This is a genomic window from Bacillus sp. OV166, assembly GCF_900177675.1.
Classification (GTDB): domain Bacteria; phylum Bacillota; class Bacilli; order Bacillales; family Cytobacillaceae; genus Neobacillus.
In genome coordinates this window covers 6111766-6130783 of record NZ_FXWM01000001.1, presented here as the reverse complement: position 1 = coordinate 6130783, position 19018 = coordinate 6111766, and the positions used below count along the sequence as shown (strand labels likewise).

Here is a 19018-nt window from a genome sequence, read left to right as displayed (position 1 = left end):
TTTCACAAAAATCATAAAGGTGCCTTAGGATAGGAAGGCATTTACGTTTGTTTGGGATCCAGGTTCATCATTCGCATTGTTTTAATTGATTAGCAGACAAAATAAAGATACACTTACCTATATTGTTTTTAGAGCGGGTGCACGGATGAATAATAGACAAAAAGAATTGCTACGAATATTGCTTGTTCATGAAGAAGGAGTATTGCATATTAAGGATTTGTCGGAAGAGCTTGATTGTGCGGAAAAAACGGTCCGGAACGATTTAGATCGATTGGAGGAGTTTCTCCTCGATTATCCAAGTGCCAGCCTCATCCGGAAGCCGGGCCTTGGGATTGCGATTGAAAGTGATGAAAGTGCTCGGTCGCAAATTTTGCGCAGTCTTCTTTCGAGCGAACCTAAGAGTAATGAAGAGCGGCTGTTTGAAATGGCCTATCAGCTGTTAACAAGTGATAAGGCAATCACCTTACAGCATTTTGCCGATCGATACTATGCTCCTAAAGCGGCGATAAAAAAAGATATCGAGACGATTACGAATTGGCTCGAGCGGTTTGAGCTGGAACTCATTTCGAGGCCGCGGGTGGGAAATGTGATTCAAGGATCAGAATTGAAGAAACGTAATGCTTTGGCGCACTTGTCTGAGCTGTTTTTACACGAAAAAAATGTCGTGTTGGATTTATTTTTACCCTATGAGATTTCGACTGTTAGGAATGCCCTTAAGGATATGCAGGGGCGGTTTTCAATTGCTTTTTCAGACGATGCGTTAGAGAGCTTGCTCGTTCATGCACTGATTATGGTGAAACGGACCCGGCAGCGGTCTCCTGTATTTGTCCAAGAGTCCGAAAAGGTGATGGCGTTTGAACGGAAAGAATATCAATTTGCCAGCTGGTTTTTTGATAAATTGGAATCGGCCTTTCGGTTAACCTTTCCGGACGTGGAGCAGGTTTATTTCACTTGGCACCTGATTAGCAGCAAGCGTGTCGGAGAGGAATTCCACCAAGATTTAACAGTGGATGAAGAGGCAACTGCGTTTGTTCTTGCTTTCGTTCGCAAGATGGAAAAGTTGACTTTCATTCATCATGAAGCGGATCCGATTTTAATCGATGGCCTTGCCGTTCATTTGCATTCGGTCATCAATCGCATCAAATATGGTTTTCCGATTAGCAATCCGCTTCTATCGAATATTAAAAAAATGTATCCCTATATGTTCAATATGGTGATGTTAACGCTTGAAGAAATCAAACAAACTTTTCAGATCGAAATCCCTGAGGATGAGGCGGCCTATATTGTCCTTCATTTTCAAGCCTCTGTTGAAAGACTGGAAAAAAAGAGAGATATAAAGAAGAAAGCGTTGATTGTGTGCCATATGGGGATTGGCATGTCGCATTTGTTAGAGGCGAAAATCGAACAGCAGTACCAGAACATTGAGATTGTCGCCTGTATTGGAAAGGCGGAAGTGCCGGATTATTTGAGTACGCATCCAGCGGATTTTATTATCTCAACGGTTCCACTTGAGAAAGTAAACATCGAGCACATCGTGATTTCACCGTTGTTTGGACAAGAGGATAAGAAAAAGTTAAATCAGTTTGTTGAAGTGTTGAAGCAAAAAAGTACCGAACACCATGGCCCCCATGTATTTTCTCCATTCTTGAAGGAAGAGCTCGTGTTTTTTAACGTGGAAAAAGAACACCGCTATGAAGTCGTCGAAATGCTGGCGGACGCTCTTTTTAAAAAAGGCTATGTCAGTAAAGAGTATATCCATAGTGCGGTCAATCGAGAGAGGAAATCAGCTACAGCTATCGGCGGGGGAATTGCCATCCCGCATGGAAACCCATCGATGATTCACCAATCTGCTTTAGCCACGGCGATCATGAAGGAGCGGATGGAGTGGGGGAATGAACGAGTGTCCCTTGTCATCATGCTGGCCATTGCCAAAGAAAATCAAGGAGAGCTTCGCGGGGTAATTGGGAAGATTTCTGCCCTGAGTGAGGCGCCTTTGGTTGTACATGCGCTAACAGCTGCACGGGATTATCAAGAATTTTTACTAGTAATCGACCAATTCGCCTAGCGGGTTGGTTGTTTTTGCAATTCTCCGCTAATTGTTACCGTTAGCTCCGTTTTGTAGGAGGAGGGTTCTACGTGACCGAAGTGGTAATAGAACTAAGATTGGGGTAACGTAGGAGGGTTCTACGTGACCGAAGTGGTAATAGAACTAAGATTGGGGTAACGTAGGAGGGTTCTACGTGATCGAAGTGGTAATTGAACTAAGTTTGGGGTCACGTAGGAGGGTTCTAAGTGACCGAGTTGGTTATAGAACTAAGTTTAGGGTAACGTAGGAGGGTTCTATGTGCCTGAAATGGAGCTACAACTAACATTAAGGTCACGTATGAACGTATTAAACTTTTTTTACCGCAGTCTCCGGTAAAAAGATGAAAAATTAACAGGACAAGATTGGTATATTATAAGTTTAAGAAAGCGATTACTTAGTTATTTTTACAATAGGAGGTAACACGATGGGGAAAATATTAGCTGTTACAGCTTGTCCAGTGGGAATTGCTCATACATATATGGCTGCTGAAAACTTACAAAAAGCGGGCAAAGCGTTGGGCATCGATATAAAAGTGGAAACACAAGGTTCGATTGGCGTCGAAAATGCGTTAACGGATCAAGATATTGCCGAAGCAGATGGCATTATTATTGCAGCGGATAAAGAGGTTAAGAAGGACCGTTTTGCCGGCAAAAAATTAATTGTCACCGGTGTCCAAGATGGCATTCGTAAACCAGAAGAATTGATTAAACAAATTCAAAGTGGTGACGTTCCTGTTTATAAACCTGAATCCGCCCCAGCTGGTGAAGAAAAGAAAAGCAAACAAAAGGAAAACGGCTTTTATAAGCACTTAATGAGTGGGGTTTCCTACATGATTCCCTTTATTGTCGTTGGGGGATTATTGATTGCGATTGCCTTAGCTCTAGGTGGTGAGCAAACGCCAGGTGGAATTAAGATACCAGATGGTTCCTTTTGGAAACAAATTGAAGGTCTTGGCGGTACTGCTTTCATGTTCATGGTACCGATCCTGTCTGGTTTCATTGCGGTAAGTATTGCTGACCGTCCAGGACTCGTACCTGGTATGATCGGCGGTTATATTGCTGCCAATGGTAGTTTTTACGGAAGTGAAGCGGGTGCAGGATTTATCGGCGGGATTATTGCTGGTTTCTTAGCGGGTTATGTTGCCCTTGCTATTAAAAAAATTAAAGTGCCAAAAGCGGTTCAGCCCGTTATGCCGATTATTTTTATCCCAATTCTATCAAGTGTTATTGTCGGTCTATTATTTATCTTCGTCATTGGTCATCCGGTTGCAAGTGTGTTCGAAGCATTAACAACTTGGCTTGCTAGCATGCAAGGCGGAAGCTCGATTGTCTTAGCGATGATTCTCGGTGCGATGATTGCGGTCGATATGGGTGGCCCATTTAACAAAGTTGCTTTTCTTTTCGGTTCGGCCATGATTGCAGAAGGTAACTATGAAATTATGGGACCCATTGCAGTAGCGATTTGTATCCCGCCAATTGGACTTGGACTTGCTACTTTTATCAACAAACGCAAATTTAGTCAGTCAGAAAGAGATGCCGGTAAAGCATCCTTTACGATGGGGTTATTTGGTATTACAGAGGGTGCGATTCCGTTCGCCGCACAAGATCCATTTCGTGTGATTCCAAGTATCGTTGTCGGTTCGATGGTAGGCGCAGTGATCGCTATGCTTTCTAGTGTGGGAGACAGAGTTGCTCACGGTGGTCCGATTGTTGCTATATTAGGTGCTGTTGACAATGTGGTTATGTTCTTCATCGCTGTGATTGTTGGTGTGATTGTAACGGCCCTCATGGTTACGGCATTAAAGAAAAACGTAGATGGTGCTGTGCCGGTTGCAGCGGGTGTTGGTCCTGTGACTAGTGCTGCGGCGCCAGTACGTGAAGAAAAAGTCGAAGCTGTTTCTAAAACCGATATTAGCAAGTTAACAGATATTACAACAATAGAGTTAATTGATACCGATTTAGCTGGCAACACACGTGATGATGTAATCGATGAATTGATTGCAAAGTTTGATACAGCTGGTGTCTTACGTTCAAAACAAGAATATAAACAAGCGATCTTAAATCGTGAGAGTGAAAGTTCGACTGGGCTTGGCATGAATATCGCCATCCCCCATGGTAAATCAAATGCGGTTAAACGCCCAGCTGTTGCCTTTGGTATCAAACGTGACGGTGTAAATTGGAATAGTTTAGATGGCGCCCCGGCAAAATTAATCTTCATGATTGCCGTACCGGAAAAAGCAGCAGGAGATGCCCATCTAAAGATTCTACAAATGCTATCACGAAAATTAATGGATGATGGGTTTAGAGAGCAACTATTAAAGGTTACGTCGAAAGAGGAAGCCTATAAACTTCTTGAGACTATTTAGGGGTCAGTGGGAGGTAAACTGAATCTAACAGTAAAGCAGAGAGCAATGTCTCTCTGCTTTTTTTGTGTCTTTGAGACCATGGGAACGGTTCTCTTGGTCAAGCCGCATTTGAGTTTGCGATATCAATGATGATGAGATCAGAAAGCATCAACAATAGACAGAAAACTTTGTAGAATTTTGTAAGAATATATTGATTTTTATAAATATTTACTCTAATATAATGTTTATTAATTTTATTAAAATAGTTGGAATTAATTTATAGGGGGAATTGTTTTGGAAGTCATCGAGAAAATCAGCAGCTTTGCTGGGAAAACATTTACGTTATGGGTATTGATCTTTGCGGTAATTGCTTATCTTAATCCTGGTAACTTTGTGTGGCTGGGAGGCTATATTGTTCCTCTACTAGGAATTGTTATGTTTGGAATGGGCCTGACACTCGAGCTATCGGATTTTAAAGAAGTATTTAGAAGACCGAAAGAAGTGGCGCTTGGGGTCATCGGTCACTTTATCATTATGCCGTTACTTGCCTTTTTATTGGCGGTCGGACTCCATTTACCTGAAGAAGTTGCTGTAGGTGTCATTTTAGTAGGATGCTGTCCAAGCGGAACTGCTTCCAATGTTATGGTGTTTCTAGCAAGAGGAAATGTAGCTCTAGCCGTTGCAATTGCCTCAGTTTCTACGATTCTTGCACCAATTGTTACACCATTGCTTATTCTTCTGTTTGCGAGCAAATGGGTTGATGTCAGTGTTGCTTCCTTATTCCTTTCGATTGTACAAGTTGTCATTGTTCCATTAGCAGCTGGCTTTATCATTAAAAAGTTCTTTGGCAAACAGGCAAAAGCCGGTGCAAAAGCATTGCCGCTTGTTTCCGTTATTGCGATTGTGTTAATTGTATCTGCTGTCGTAGCAGGCAGCGCGACCAAAATTGCTGAATCGGGTCTACTTATTTTTGGTGTAGTAATCCTTCATAATCTGCTTGGATTCTTCCTGGGCTTTTTCTTTGCCCGTTTATGCGGGATGGACCTTGCAAAACAAAAGGCTGTAGCAATGGAAGTTGGTATGCAGAATTCGGGCTTGGGAGTCGCTATCGCTACCGCTCATTTCTCGCCTTTAGCGGCAGTACCAAGTGCCATTTTCAGCGTCTGGCATAATCTATCTGGTTCCGTTCTCGCTAATATTTTCAGCCGTATGAAAGAAAAAGATCAAAATGATCAAAGTATCAAACAAGCAGTCTGATCCTGAAGACCATTCGCCTAAATTAGTAAAATAGAAGAGATCAACCACCTTTTAAGATTTTAAAAGGTGGTTTTTCTATGTTTAAAGGGGGAAATAGTGCAAATGGTGTCAGGCACCACGAAAAGACATTTGTCCATTTGTGGTGCCTGACACCAATAACTATTTATTCCTCTTATTTTTGGTACTTATCTAACTTAGAGGTTACGGTGCTGGGCTTTCTCTCCTGAGGTTTGGCTTTTAGGGTTGATGCCCAAGCTATTTTTGATTCATATTTCTGGGTATGTTCCTTTTTGACTAGGTTCTGTAACCGATCTTTGTTTTTTTCTAGCGATTCCTCAAGGGCATGCAGGCGCCGTGAAGGAAAAGCGAGTCCTGCCAAAATAGTCGTTACTGTAGGATCTGATTCCGAGAAATAGGTCCCTTCGAATAATTCGATTGGTTCTCCAATCCGTTCAAAAATGGATGGAACATTAATTAGTTTAGCCATTTTTTCCGGGCCTTCGTAGATTAACCCCGCACGGATTACACCGGTTGACTCCACCGGACAGAATACGGAGGTAGCCCAAGATTGTTGTATTTTACTTGTAACATCTGAGGTTGTTTTTGCATCGGTAATTGCGGCAGAAGATATAATCGTTACTCCTCTGGTTCCCAATATATTCATCAGATCAGTTTCATCAAAGTTTCCGTAAAACGAGCTCTTTTTCGTTACTTGCAACACACTTTTAATGGCTTCCATGACTTGCTGATTAGAAGAAAGGTAGATTTGATGTTTACTGGATTGTGGGTTTAACTTTCTCATTTGATCATTATCAACTAGGAACACCGATGAAAGCGAGTTTATCTTGGAAAGCTCTTCAATACACTCTGTAGCATTGATGCGATTACCTGTTAATACATTTCGATCAGGAACAATTGGAATGGCACCTATGTTAACGCCGGACATATGTTCCAATAACAGATCAATCAATAACGGGCTCATCCCTGATCCAGTACCACCATCGGTAGAGAAGGCCACTAATAAAAGTTTAATTTTCTTAAAGGAATTCTTTACAAAGTCGACAATCTCTCGGTAGTTATCGTTAACCGCTTTTAAACCGATGGATCGATCCTGCCCAGCACCATTGTAACCAGGAACAAAATACTTCCTTTCCACTTTTGTGTTCACTATGCCATCGCGTTTGTTCGTATTGATAAGTGCGGTTTGAAACCCCATCGATGAGGCAATTTCCGCTAAATTACCGCCTGCTTGCCCGACTCCTAAAATCCCAACTGATTCCATCAGATCGCCTCCTTCATTACTAAAATGATACTCATGTTTTTCGAAATTAGACTTTTTCATTTAAAAAATGCCTAAAAATAATAGTTAAAAAATGAATGAACCAACTGGGACTTAACAATCGCTACATATTAAAAATGGTGTCAGGCACCATGGAAGGACATTTGTCCATCTGTGGTGCCTGACACCAAGAACCCTTTTTGTATTCAAATCTGGTTCAGCAGCTAAACATGGTTCCTTTTCTAAAGAGTCATTTTTGAAGATTTCCCTCGACATTCTTCGCAGGTACTTAGAGTGAGAAATCTTGTATTGAAGCATGTTGAGGCACCTATTAATCAAACGTTTGTGTAGTCTCGAAAAGGCGGAGTTTTATTAGAATAATGTAAGTTCGAGAGAAACCCATCTGATTTTGTAGAAAGATGGGTTATTTCCTGCGAAATGATTAAACGCATCTCGACAATCTTCATACCTGTTTAGCAGAGGGAATCCATTCCCTTCAGTACTTGCAGCGATTTTAATCAAACGTTTGTGTAGTAGGGAATTTGTGAGAAAGATAGTTAATAATCCTTATTGACGACCGAACTAACGGTAAATTCGCTAGTCCGGTAGTTAATAGGCGGTATTGAAGCCCCAACTCATGGCAAATTTTCTAGAACGGTCTGGTATTGCCGACCGGGTGCACGAATTTTTTGTTCTCGTATTCTACTCCCGTATTAAATTCTTTACTTTTTCTCTGGCACCACTGCGCCAACCTTTCACGGCTGATAAGGATACCTTTTCTAGTTCGGCAATTTCCTTGACCGATAGGCGATCACGGATGGTATACAGGAGCCATTTCTTTTGATTCGGTGTCAGCGTTTCGCAGTAGGATAATAGAATTTCCTCCTGCAATGGGTCATCCGAATAGGGATCTGCTGCCAGGTACCAGAATTGCTCATCAGCGTGAACATATCGTTCTTGATCTTGGTGTAATTTTTTCAATTCCATCAGAAGATAGCCTTTGATATAGGTGTAAGCATAGTTGGTGAAGCTCCCTTTTTGGGGATCGAAGCGTTGGCTGGCTTCCCAAAGGGCGATGAGACTGTGCTGATAGAATTCCTCATGGTGTTTGTAAAGGTGGAGTGAGTGCATGATTTTATGGAGCATGGGCTGGTACTTATCGACTAACTGTTCAAAGCTTTCCAAGGGAAAGTCCTTTCACAAAGCGCGCTTTTCATGTATTCCCGGGTACCTCTACCATAGCGGCAATGCTCGATTGTATCGAACGGGCAATATTCACTTTTGGAAGGGATTTTGGGCTAAGTGAGGCGATTTTTGCTAGCAAATTTTATTTTTGGAGGCGTTTTTTGGAGTTTCAGTCGATTTTGGGGTGAATTGCAGATGCTTACTACCTAACTAAAGGGACTTACTACATAATTTCTTACACTTATTACATAACTATAGGGACTTACTACGTATATGCGTACACCTACTACATAACTATAGGAACTTACTACAAAATTTCGTACACTTACTACATAACTAAAGGAACTTACTACAAAATTTCGTACACTTACTACCTAACTATTGGAATTTACTACATAATTCCGTACAATTATTACATAATGTACGAAACATACGACATTCGCTGGATAATTATTGGAAATTAGTTAAAAAAAGAAAGCTCAGTCCGAACGAACCCTGCCTTCAGGCAACCAAATTACAAAAAGACAAAAAAAATTTCACGCAGATACAAAATGTGACAAAGTTCACACTTTATATCTAGTAGAATAGTAGTAAAATTTAAGATTTGATACTATAATTTATATTTATGATGCAAAACCAAAAGCTACAAGTCGAAAGACGTCGATAGCTTGATTGTTAGGTATGCGGGGGGAATTTTAATGGAAAATGCAGTGAAAGAATCAGTGGAAGAAATTGGAGAACGGCGGGCAAAATCTTTTAAATGGTATACGAACTGGAAGTTTATCACAACGGGTATAATCATTATTATAGCGCTCATTTTTGGGGCAATCAGCTATTATCAGGCAAACCACTTTAATGCAAATATCAAGATTAATGGCGTAAATGTCAATGGACTGACTGCTGATGAGGCACTTAACAAATTAAATACATCTGTTTTAAAAAACGTCGTCTATGTCGGGAAACAACAAATTTTTGATGGACAAGATACGAAGATGGGTTTTACAGATAAGGATCTAGCGGGTGTTAAAAAATTATTAAGCAGCCAGCGAACGTATTTTCCTTCTTCAAAGGCCAAAGAATTTTCATTAATGCCTAGCCAACCCGATCAGTATCGCAGCCAAGAGATGAAGAAACAAGTCGAAGAAAAGCTACTATCAATGAATAAGAGTTTAACAGCGCCTAAAGATGCGAAGGCTAGTTTGGAACAAGGTAAAGTTGTCGTCTCAAAAAGTAATGATGGACAGCAGCTTGATTTCGCCAGTCTATTAAAGGACTACGAAAAGCAGGGATATACGAGTGAAATCCGTTTGAACCCTGTATACATCCAGCCAATCAAAACAGACAGTCCGATTGTAAAAAATGAACAGAAAAGGCTAGAAGAACTCCTACTGCAAACCGTTGATTATAAGGTACAGGATAAAGTTTTTTCGTTAAAAGGCAGCGAATTAATTAAAAATGCCTCTGTGACAAAAGACTTGAAGGTCACGATTGACCCAAGCGATATTAACGAGAAAATTGCTGAAATTAATAGTTCTCAATCCACATTAGATAAAGATTTCACATTTAAGACCCATTCAGGTGCAGTCAAAACCGTAAAAGGAAAAGGCTATGGCTGGGCATTAGATGTGGATAAAGAAACAACACAGATTAAGAAAGCTTTTGAAAAAGGCGAGAAATCAATCGCTGCTACTAATATTATCGGACATGGCTGGAGTGGTGAAGGCTATGGTTATGAAACGACATCAAACAATGGCATCGGTGATACATATGCTGAAGTTTCGATTGCACAACAGCGGATTTGGATTTACAAAAATGGTAAATTAGTCGTCACATCGAATGTTGTGACCGGGAAACACAGCACCGGTCATGATACATCAAAAGGAGTGTGGTATATTCTTTATAAACGCACACCTTCGATACTAACGGGCAGAGAACTCGGAGGAAGTCCGGGTTATTCCGTAAAAGTTAATTACTGGGCTCCTTTTACGAATGATGGACAAGGATTTCACGATGCGGGCTTCCGGTCAAACTGGTCAAGCCAAGCCTATCTTAATGCAGGATCGCATGGTTGCGTCAACACACCGCCAGATGTTATGAAAACCGTATATAATAATCTCAGCACATACGAGCCAGTGGTCATATACTAAACAATCGATAAAATCAGGATATCGCAAATGATTTCCTGATTTTTTATTTGGAGTCTACTTTTTTGAACTTCATCAAGTAAAAGACAAAAAGCGAACTTCCATCCTGACTGCCTATTAAGAAATCCAAATCCAAATATATTTTTCAAAACTGAGGTACTATAGGGATAGGTTCAAAATTCATAAATAAGTGAGGCAGAAAAAAGATGGAGTTAAATAGAGAATGTATGTATTGCATGAAGGATGAAAGACGAGACAATCTTATGATTGAAATATGTGAGTTGGAGGTTTCAACAGTCTTTCTTTTTAAAGAACAGACGTATACTGGGAGATGTAATGTAGTTTATAAAGATCATGTTAAAGAACTATTTCAGCTCAGTCATGATGAATTAGCGGCCTTTATGAACGATGTAAAAAAGGTAGCTGCAGCGGTCGATCAGGCTTTCCAGCCAAACAAGATTAATTATGGAGCGTATGGTGATACATTACATCATCTACATATGCACATTGTGCCTAAGTATGAAGGAAGAGAAAATTGGGGGTCCACTTTCGAGATGAACCCAGGAAAAACATACTTAACAGAAGAAGAATATCATAACATGATCGAGACAATAAAAGGAGCTCTGTAACATCTATTGAAAGTTATTTGTAAAAGTGATTCAGGGTCGGTACCGAGTTAAATTTCCGTGCCGTAAGAGGGGAGAGGTGTGAGTGTAGCACACTTCTCTTTTGTTTGCCTTAAAAGAATGGCTTAAGGTATAACAAAAAAAAGATGGGAACATATTATTCCCCACGTGAAAGATATCCGAAACTACGAAATTATCGTTACCAATCAGCTTATTACATAATAACGGGCACTTATACATAATTATTGAGACTTACAAGGATGTCGGATTGAGGTCCTAATTGACTCCCTATAATAGTGGGCGATTATAACGTTTTTTAGTCCCACCAAAAATACCAAACCGAAGAATTGATAAGAGTTCCTGCTAGGGAATTTACTGTTCCAACCCCTTGCCAGACTATATCACCACAATATCCAAATTGTTCCCAAGCGAGTAATTCTGATTCTTCTTGTGTCTTAGGAGGGTTTTCAACAAATAATTCCCATACATCTGTGGACACTAAAGCGGGAGTAGCTCCATATTTTTCGTACCAGTATTTGAATACTGCAACTTGCTCCTCTGGCATAGGACAATCATTAAACCCGCCCATTGGAACCCAAGCAGCTACTTCCCAAGGTTTATCCGTTGGAATCTTTGCGATAATTATTTTCTTATTTATTACATCTTCAATGGACAGAAAATGGTCCATCTGATCCTCTAAAGAAAACTCACCAGTGATATCATCGTCTTCCTCCATGGGCATGACCTCATCAAGCAGTCTCTTTAATAATTCTTTTACATCAATATCCTTCGCTTTGGCTATGATTGATTCTCGATCATCGTTCAAGTATTCTTTATCCGCATTGGTATCAACGATTTCTAACATCATCTCTGAAGGGATAATGATAAGTGGTGTATATCCTTCTCTTTTTCCCTCTATGAGAGATTGATGATACCTCGTCATAACTCCTTTAACATCGTCCTCTTCAATAATCGAACAGTCACAATCCAATTTAGTAATTATTTCATCAATATAATCAATCTTTTCTTTTTTTTTCTTGAATTTATCGAATATTCCCACGTTCCTCATCTCCTACAGGCTTTGTTATTGGATAAAGATGGTCATATTAATAAATTCAATAAAATATATTTATTTCCTCTTAGAAATTAATCAACTCAAAAAGGTGATACAGAAATTTGTATCATCTCTAATTATTGCTTCTTTAAAACCGCTCTATTTATGATAAGGTCCCCCCGTAACAAGGCTATCCCAAAATTTTTATCCAAGTTAATTTAGCTCCTTAAAATTGGAACGGTATATGAATAAATCAAATACTAGTATCATATGTTTTTTCCGTGTTGCTTAATAGATTTCCGAAGAATTATCCCGTGGTTAGCAAAAGGGGAAGCCGCAAGCAATATCGTTCCTGTCGAAGGAATCAATTTTGAACCATGCAAACTTGTTTTTCCTCTCCGTATCATTCTTTTCTTCTCAAGTAATTGTTTCTCGGGTTACTAGATCTTAGGGGGGATTCACATTGAAAAAAACCTATTTACTTCTCATTGCAATTATCATTTTTCTGGGATTTTTCTTTTTATCCTCCAATACCGATAAAGCGTACGCACATTCCGGAAGCTACGGCTTTGCTAAAATCGCGGCGGAAGGAGATACGGTAAAAATTACCCTCCTGATTGATTCATTATCCATCGCCGAATTCCCGGGTGTGGATGCCAATCATGACGAGATAATCGATCAAGATGAATTGAAAAACGCCTACGACGAGGTGCTTCGTCCCTACATTGAAAAAGGATTGGCAGTAAAAAATAACGGCCGCGTTTTGTCAATGAGCCATGAACTTCAATCCGTCCCCCAACTGTCGATGATTCAAATCGATTTATTTTTTAAGGATTCTTCCAAAATCGGGACAGTGTCAATTCTATATAATTTGTTTTTTGACCGGTCGGAGAACAAACATACGAATGTTGCCACATTTAAAACGTTAGACGGAAAATCGTTCGAATATATATTTTCTAAAGATAAAATGGAGTGGACAGGAACGTTTGGTGAAGCCCCGGGATTTTTTGACACGGCTTTTCAGTTTATACGGCTTGGAATCGAACATATATTAACTGGGTACGACCATATGTTGTTTTTGCTGGCCCTTCTTTTGGTAAAAATGAAGTTTCGAAGTGTGGCGGCCATCGTCACCTCCTTTACTATTGCACACAGCATCACACTCATTCTAGCAGCTTTGGACATCGTGTCCCTGCCTTCCCAGATTGTAGAAGCGACGATCGCCCTCACCATCGTTTACGTAGCGCTGGACAATCTTTGGTCACGGGATTATCAGCATCGCTGGGCGTTAACGTTTGCCTTTGGATTGATACACGGATTTGGTTTTGCCGGAGTACTTCAGGAAATCGGTTTGCCTAAAAATCACGAACTCACTGCGCTGCTTACCTTCAACCTTGGAGTTGAATTGGGTCAATTGCTCATCTTGGTCTGCATCTACCCTCTGATTCGAAAAGTGGAAAATTTCCGCTGGTGGCCAAGAGCAGTACAAACCGGTTCCGTCCTGGTGGGACTTGCCGGATTGTATTGGTTTGTGACGCGTGTTTTTACCTGAAATTTTTCAACTTATAAATTAACTTAAAATTTATGGGAATGTTATCTAAATTTAACAATTCCTCCTTATCCTAAAGTAGTAATCCACTAAAGGATTGGGAGGGGAGAACTGAGTGAGGGCAACTTTGAATTGGGACGCAGTGAAAAAAGCAATTCCTGCTATTGTTCTTACGACCACAATATCTGCGGGTTTTGTTTTGGCCAACGGAAATTCTGAATCTCCAGGCATACCCAAAAACACCGAGAATGATAAGAACCGTTTCATTCAAGTACAATTACTCGGCCTTAACGATTTGCATGGACAATTGGACAGGACCCGTAAATTTAACGGAAGGTATATGGGCAAAGTCGAATATCTAGCAGCCTATTTGAAGCAAAGGAAAGGGGAAAACGAAAACACTCTTTTGGTCCATGCAGGTGACATGGTTGGTGGAAGCGCACCCGTATCTTCGCTTTTGCAAGAGGAACCTACAATTGAAGTGTTGAACAAAATAGGCTTTAATTTGGGAACGTTAGGGAATCACGAATTCGATCGGGGTGTGAAAGAAATGATGCGCCTGATCCACGGTGGGACCAACCCGAAGTCCGGATACTTTGAAGGTGCTCAATTCCCTTATGTATGTGCCAACGTTATTGACGAAAAGACGGGTAAACTGATTCTCCCTCCCTATGAAATTAGAAGGTTTAATGGCATACCGATCGGATTTATTGGAGTTGTATTGAGCGATACCCCCAAGATTGCGAATGCGAGTGTATTAGTGGGAGTAAAGTTCACAGATGAAGTGAAAGCCATTAATAAAGCAGTGGCAGAACTCAAAAAACAAGGCGTTAAAGCTATCGTCGTTCTTGCACACAATGGTGGCAGTCAGTCCGCCCTGACAGATGCCGCTACCGGAGAAGTCATTGATATCGCCAAAAAGGTAGACGATGAAGTAGACGTGATGTTTGGCGGTCATACTCACACGTATCTAAACGCCAAAGTGGACGGAAAGCTGCTTGTTGAAGCTTATTCTTACGGAACAGCTTTCTCCGACGTCGACTTGGAGCTTGATCCGGCAACTAAAGATATTGTGACCAAAAAAGCTGAGATTGTATACGTCTATCAGGACGCCATCAAACCGGACGAGGAAATTAAGCAAATGATGAAAAAGTACGAGGCCAAGGTCGATCCCATCGTAAGTAAAGTCGTTGGAACGACTGCAAATGACATTACTGGCATTAGGAACAAAAACGGTGAATCCGCTTTAGGAAATTTGATTGCCGATTCCCAACGAAAAGCCATGAAGTCTGACTTCGCTTTTATGAATCCTGCTGGAATCCGGGCTGATATTCAAGCTGGGGAGGTCAATTGGGGAGAGCTGTTCACCATTCTACCGTTTAAAAACAATCTAGTTAAAATGACTTTGACCGGCGACCAAATCCGCCAAGTCTTGAATCAGCAATGGCAGCCGAAGGGAATCGTGCGTATGCTGCAAATTTCCGGACTGAAATACACCTGGAGCGGAACTAAAGGTACGAAAAGAAAAGTCCTTGATATCTTCCGTGCTGACGGGACCCCTATTAACCCTGATTCCAAATATACAGTTACGGTTACCAGTTACCTGGCTAATGGCGGTGACGATTTCACCGTTTTCCTTGAAGGGACAGACAAAGTGGCCGGTCCGGTTGACATCGATGTCTTTGAAAATTATGTGAAGCAGCTGAAGCAGCCATTTACTTCTTTGATCGAAGGACGGGTCACGAAAATTAAATAACCCCGTGTTAGGAGACCTGTTCTACTTTTTCAACGGTTGGAAGCAGAAAATGAAATTCCCTGGAAGGGATATATGTTAAACGGCAAAAATATGATTCTATGACAATTGGACCGTTCAGATTTATTCGGAACTGTGTTTTTTATTTGTGATCTCGACGGTTAAACTGGACTAATTTTTTTAGGGAATTTACAAAGTCTTTAGAAACTTTTTGAGAGTTCTTAATCCTTGCCATTTGTTTATTTGCTAAAAAGTATTTCCAATCCCGGTAATCCACTTTTTCTCTTTCAAAATTTTACCATATAAAAATTTTTTATTTGTAACTATAACTTTATTGCATTTTATTTATTTCCATTATTGCATTATCATTGGTTTGAGGAAATGAATAATTACTTCTTTAAATCCTAGAGTGCGGATTTCATCATGCTAAATCATCCTTGAGGTTAAACATAGCTTATGTATATTTAGCCAAATTTTAGACGTCTGCTGGTAGGACAGAAATGATTTATAAAAATAGGAGGAATTTTTATGTGGATTATCACTCGTTATTTAGATTCAAATATTTCCATGTTTGAATTTGAAACAGAAGAAGCAGCAAGAGAGGCTCTCAAATACATGAAGGGCTGTAAAATTCTTTCTGAAGTTGTATACTACAATGATCCTTGTTTCCAGCAGGAAGCAGCTTAAGATATTTGCGTACTAATGAAGAATAGAAGGTTGAAAATGAGGCTAACTCTCCAGTGCCTAACTGAACAGTCAGCCCTCATTCACAATCTAGAATATTAACGAAACACACTTAATAAAGGGCAAGTCGTTAGTTGTCTATTGATCTTCTAACGATTTACCCTTTTTTAATAAACAATTACTTTCATTTGTATCAAAAAGTAACTCGTAAATTGACTCAAAATTGGTGACAGACAGGTAGTACTGATTTTTCCTTCGAATTACTCAATATTAAAAAATACCTTTTCTACATTCCTTTATGATAAGAGCTTTAAAGACCTCATTTATATATGGTAAAGTCATCCTCAGTTTTCAACCTTCTAATTTAACTTCACTTATAATATGGCTCTCTTTTAAAAAAAATGTTCAGAAAAACCTCATTTACTTATGATACGGTTCACATGTCTGATGTTAACTCACATGGGTTGTAATCGACTCACTTTTGTTATCGTTTTCGTTAGAAAACGCATGTCTAACAGGTATGATAGCTAGGGCCGCTGCTGCGATTAAACCAGGGATGGCAAAGGCAATGAAATTTAAGTGAATCGGTAACGAAACAGATAACAGGAATCCGCCTAAAAGTGGTCCGAGCATTCCACCAAGTCTTCCGATGCCAGATGCCATTCCTAATGCTGTCGATCTAATATTTGGAGGATAGTATTGTGACACATAGGCCTGGACTATATTTTGGGCACCGATGGTCGCAGCACCTGCAATAGCTACTAAGAGATAGATCAAAAATGAACTTCCGCCAAATCCGAGCAATGTCAACGCTACTGCCCCTGATGCATACATCGGAATGAGCATTTTTTTGGAGCCGTATTTATCACAAAGTCGTCCAATGATAAGCGTTCCGATAATGGCACCGCCTTGAAGGGTAATGAGGAAGGTTAAGCTGGAATTAAGTCCATATCCTGCTTCAATCATCAACTTAGGAAGCCAAGTATTTAAACCGTAAACCATCAATAAACAGCTGAAAAAGGCGATCCAAAACATAACTGTACTTAATGCTCTTTTTTCTTTAAATAATCCAATAATAGGAACTTTTGTTTCTTGTAATTTTATTTCTACGATTTCATCATGTTTATTAAATTTTGATCCGGGGCTTACCTTAGTAAGTGCAGAGATCAATTTCTCCTTTTTGCCTGTCCGTATCAGGTAGCTTGCTGTTTCAGGTAGTTGCTTATACATAAAAGGCACCAGTAATAGAGGCAGACCTGCAAACCAAAAGATCGATTCCCAGCCGAACTTTGGCATTAAAAAGATTCCTAATAACGGAGCAAGGATTCCCCCAATCGAATAGCCGCATAATACGATGGAAACGATCATACTTCTCATGGTTTTAGGGGCATAATCTGTCAATAATGCGATGACATTTGGCATGATTCCTCCCAGTCCTAATCCTGCTAAAAAGCGAAAGGTTGAGAAAACAGTGGGTGTTTCTGCAAAGCCGCATAAGAAGGTAAAGAAACTAAACAACACTAAGGTAATTGCAATTACGTTTTTTCTTCCAATCCGGTCTGCGAGTGTTCCGAATAGGATGGCACCGAACATCATCCCAAATAATCCATAGGTTCCGATGGCTCCTGCTTCAACAGGGGAAAGGTTCCATTTCTCTATTAAAGTTGGGACGACGGTTCCATAGACGACTAGATCATACCCGTCGAACGATATGATGAAGAAGCTCCATAGTAGTAAGCCTAGATGAAAACGGTTAAATTTACTGTTAGCAATAATCTCTGTCGAATTAATTGTTGCCAAATTTTCTCCCCCTTTTTTCATTTCAAACTTAATGATAGCGCTTACGGTAATACAATTAAGCTCGTAAGCAACATATTCATTATAGATATAGTGAATGCTGTTATCTAATTAGAGATTATAAAGGGCGATTGCTTTATTTTCAATATAAAAATTATAATATTTAAAGTTTTTTGTAAATTTAACATTTTTATAATGGTTAAATACACACAAAAAAAGCGGGGATTATCCCGCTTTGAGTTTAAAGATAAGAGAGTATAAATTTCAACTTTGGGAATTGTCCAGCTTCAGCGCCCTAGCGGCTAGTGTCCTTCGCTCTCCGCCCTACGATAAGTCAAGCACGAATGCGCCCTCGGCTCTTCGTGTTTCCTTTATCTCAGTTGGAGCGCTCCAGGCCATACGCCGCTGAACAGGGCGCTTGCGCTTTTCTTATTCCTCATTTGATAAAAATCCGAAACTACGGGATATTTCTTTGCTGGTTTGGATGAAAAATTGACTTAGTTCTTCTTCTTCATTACTGGGGATTAACTCGGAAAAACCTACGATCGTTACAGCTCCAAGGAATTTCTTTTTAAAATTAAAGACTGGGAACGAAACGGAGGACACGGATGATACCAGCGGCTCCCTTGCAAAAGCAATTTCTTTCTCCTGAATCAATCTGCGTTCTACTTCCAGTTGGCTAACCTTTTCTGGAGGACTTTGTTGCAATTCCCTCGCTTTCCACTCACGAATCGTTTGCTCATCCATGAAGGCCATAAATACTTTCCCGGCTGAGGAATAAATGGGAAGTATGGTCCCGATCTGAGCTCCAATATTATATCCTCGATTGGTGTTAATATCTTTAACGATCATTGGACCATTATGGGTCCAACTGGAATAAAGGACAGTGCTTGCACTCTTTTCGTTCAGCTCTTGTAAGTAAGGGGTGATCCGATCGATAACGTTTTCGTGATCGACTGCTGCCATTCCGTATTCAATTAACTTACTTCCCAGTACATAGGATCCGGTAGCTTTATCACGATAAAGGATTCCTAATTGTGTAAAGGTATTTAAGTATTTATAAAGATTACTTTTTGTAATCTGTGTTAGATCCTGAATATCGGTAAATTTTAATGGCCTTCCTTGTTGGGCCATTATATCTAGGATACCCATTCCGATTTGTAATGATTGAATGGTCGTTCCTTTTTTGGTGACTTCCATTGTGACCCCTCCTTTAAACCCTCGTTATTATTTCCTATATTAGCATAGCCGTGAATCATA

General features: G+C 40.1%; 13 protein-coding genes. 8 read left to right on the top strand and 5 right to left on the bottom strand.

What is annotated here, in order from left to right; translation table 11 throughout:
- Positions 1-145 precede the first annotated feature (145 nt).
- The 3 genes from CCK98_RS29995 (at position 146) to CCK98_RS29985 (ending at position 5687) form a co-directional block, all read left to right on the top strand.
- Positions 146-2065, top strand: coding sequence for a BglG family transcription antiterminator (locus CCK98_RS29995; protein ID WP_088089941.1), 1920 nt, complete (start codon positions 146-148; stop codon positions 2063-2065).
- A gap of 445 nt (positions 2066-2510) precedes the next feature.
- Positions 2511-4451, top strand: coding sequence for a PTS fructose transporter subunit IIABC (locus tag CCK98_RS29990; protein ID WP_088089940.1), 1941 nt, complete (start codon positions 2511-2513; stop codon positions 4449-4451).
- A 273-nt stretch (positions 4452-4724) separates the two neighbouring features.
- Positions 4725-5687 (top strand): bile acid:sodium symporter family protein, encoded by a 963-nt coding sequence (locus tag CCK98_RS29985; RefSeq protein ID WP_088089939.1) that lies wholly within the window; start codon positions 4725-4727, stop codon positions 5685-5687.
- A 172-nt stretch (positions 5688-5859) separates the two neighbouring features.
- On the opposite strand, the gene CCK98_RS29980 is transcribed toward CCK98_RS29985, so the two are convergent.
- Both CCK98_RS29980 and CCK98_RS29975 read right to left on the bottom strand, forming a co-directional pair.
- Positions 5860-6969, bottom strand: coding sequence for a cell division protein FtsZ (locus tag CCK98_RS29980; protein ID WP_088089938.1), 1110 nt, complete (start codon positions 6967-6969; stop codon positions 5860-5862).
- 699 nt (positions 6970-7668) lie between these two features.
- A complete protein-coding gene (locus CCK98_RS29975) occupies positions 7669-8151 on the bottom strand; it encodes a sigma-70 family RNA polymerase sigma factor (RefSeq protein ID WP_088089937.1) in 483 nt (160 codons plus the stop codon).
- A gap of 698 nt (positions 8152-8849) precedes the next feature.
- Here CCK98_RS29975 and CCK98_RS29970 point away from each other — a divergent pair.
- Together CCK98_RS29970 and CCK98_RS29965 are read left to right on the top strand one after the other, a co-directional pair.
- Complete coding sequence (locus CCK98_RS29970) at positions 8850-10298, top strand: L,D-transpeptidase family protein (RefSeq protein WP_088089936.1); 1449 nt, start codon at positions 8850-8852, stop codon at positions 10296-10298.
- 203 nt (positions 10299-10501) lie between these two features.
- Positions 10502-10924, top strand: a complete 423-nt coding sequence (locus tag CCK98_RS29965; RefSeq protein ID WP_088089935.1) for an HIT family protein — start codon at positions 10502-10504, stop codon at positions 10922-10924.
- A 313-nt stretch (positions 10925-11237) separates the two neighbouring features.
- Here the strand turns inward: CCK98_RS29965 and CCK98_RS29960 are convergent, their stop codons facing one another.
- Positions 11238-11981, bottom strand: a complete 744-nt coding sequence (locus tag CCK98_RS29960) for a DUF4253 domain-containing protein (RefSeq protein WP_179195968.1) — start codon at positions 11979-11981, stop codon at positions 11238-11240.
- A 457-nt stretch (positions 11982-12438) separates the two neighbouring features.
- Between CCK98_RS29960 and CCK98_RS29955 the strand changes: the two genes are divergently transcribed.
- From CCK98_RS29955 to CCK98_RS35745, 3 genes are all read left to right on the top strand, one after another.
- Positions 12439-13527, top strand: a complete 1089-nt coding sequence (locus CCK98_RS29955) for a HupE/UreJ family protein (protein WP_088089933.1) — start codon at positions 12439-12441, stop codon at positions 13525-13527.
- A 112-nt stretch (positions 13528-13639) separates the two neighbouring features.
- On the top strand, positions 13640-15280 hold the full coding sequence (locus tag CCK98_RS29950) for a bifunctional UDP-sugar hydrolase/5'-nucleotidase (protein WP_088089932.1): 1641 nt from the start codon (positions 13640-13642) through the stop codon (positions 15278-15280).
- 525 nt (positions 15281-15805) lie between these two features.
- Complete coding sequence (locus CCK98_RS35745) at positions 15806-15964, top strand: hypothetical protein (protein ID WP_179195967.1); 159 nt, start codon at positions 15806-15808, stop codon at positions 15962-15964.
- Between the two features lie 447 nt (positions 15965-16411).
- Here CCK98_RS35745 and CCK98_RS29945 read toward each other — a convergent pair whose 3' ends face one another.
- Positions 16412-17761 carry an MFS transporter gene (locus CCK98_RS29945; protein WP_088089931.1) on the bottom strand — a complete coding sequence of 450 codons (1350 nt, stop codon included), beginning with the start codon at positions 17759-17761 and terminating at the stop codon, positions 16412-16414.
- Positions 17762-18187: 426 nt separating this feature from the next.
- Positions 18188-18958: an IclR family transcriptional regulator gene (locus CCK98_RS29940; RefSeq protein ID WP_088089930.1), complete on the bottom strand. Its 771-nt coding sequence runs from the start codon at positions 18956-18958 to the stop codon at positions 18188-18190.
- Between the last annotated feature and the right edge of the window lie 60 nt (positions 18959-19018).

Excerpts from the sequence above, each read along its gene's own strand:
- CCK98_RS29970 (WP_088089936.1), top strand. The coding sequence starts at position 8,850 with ATGGAAAATGCAGTGAAAGAATCAGTGGAAGAAATTGGAGAACGGCGG.
- CCK98_RS35745 (WP_179195967.1), top strand. The coding sequence starts at position 15,806 with ATGTGGATTATCACTCGTTATTTAGATTCAAATATTTCCATGTTTGAA.
- CCK98_RS29965 (WP_088089935.1), top strand. The coding sequence starts at position 10,502 with ATGGAGTTAAATAGAGAATGTATGTATTGCATGAAGGATGAAAGACGA.
- CCK98_RS29980 (WP_088089938.1), bottom strand. The coding sequence starts at position 6,969 with ATGGAATCAGTTGGGATTTTAGGAGTCGGGCAAGCAGGCGGTAATTTA.
- CCK98_RS29995 (WP_088089941.1), top strand. The coding sequence starts at position 146 with ATGAATAATAGACAAAAAGAATTGCTACGAATATTGCTTGTTCATGAA.
- CCK98_RS29990 (WP_088089940.1), top strand. The coding sequence starts at position 2,511 with ATGGGGAAAATATTAGCTGTTACAGCTTGTCCAGTGGGAATTGCTCAT.
- CCK98_RS29940 (WP_088089930.1), bottom strand. The coding sequence starts at position 18,958 with ATGGAAGTCACCAAAAAAGGAACGACCATTCAATCATTACAAATCGGA.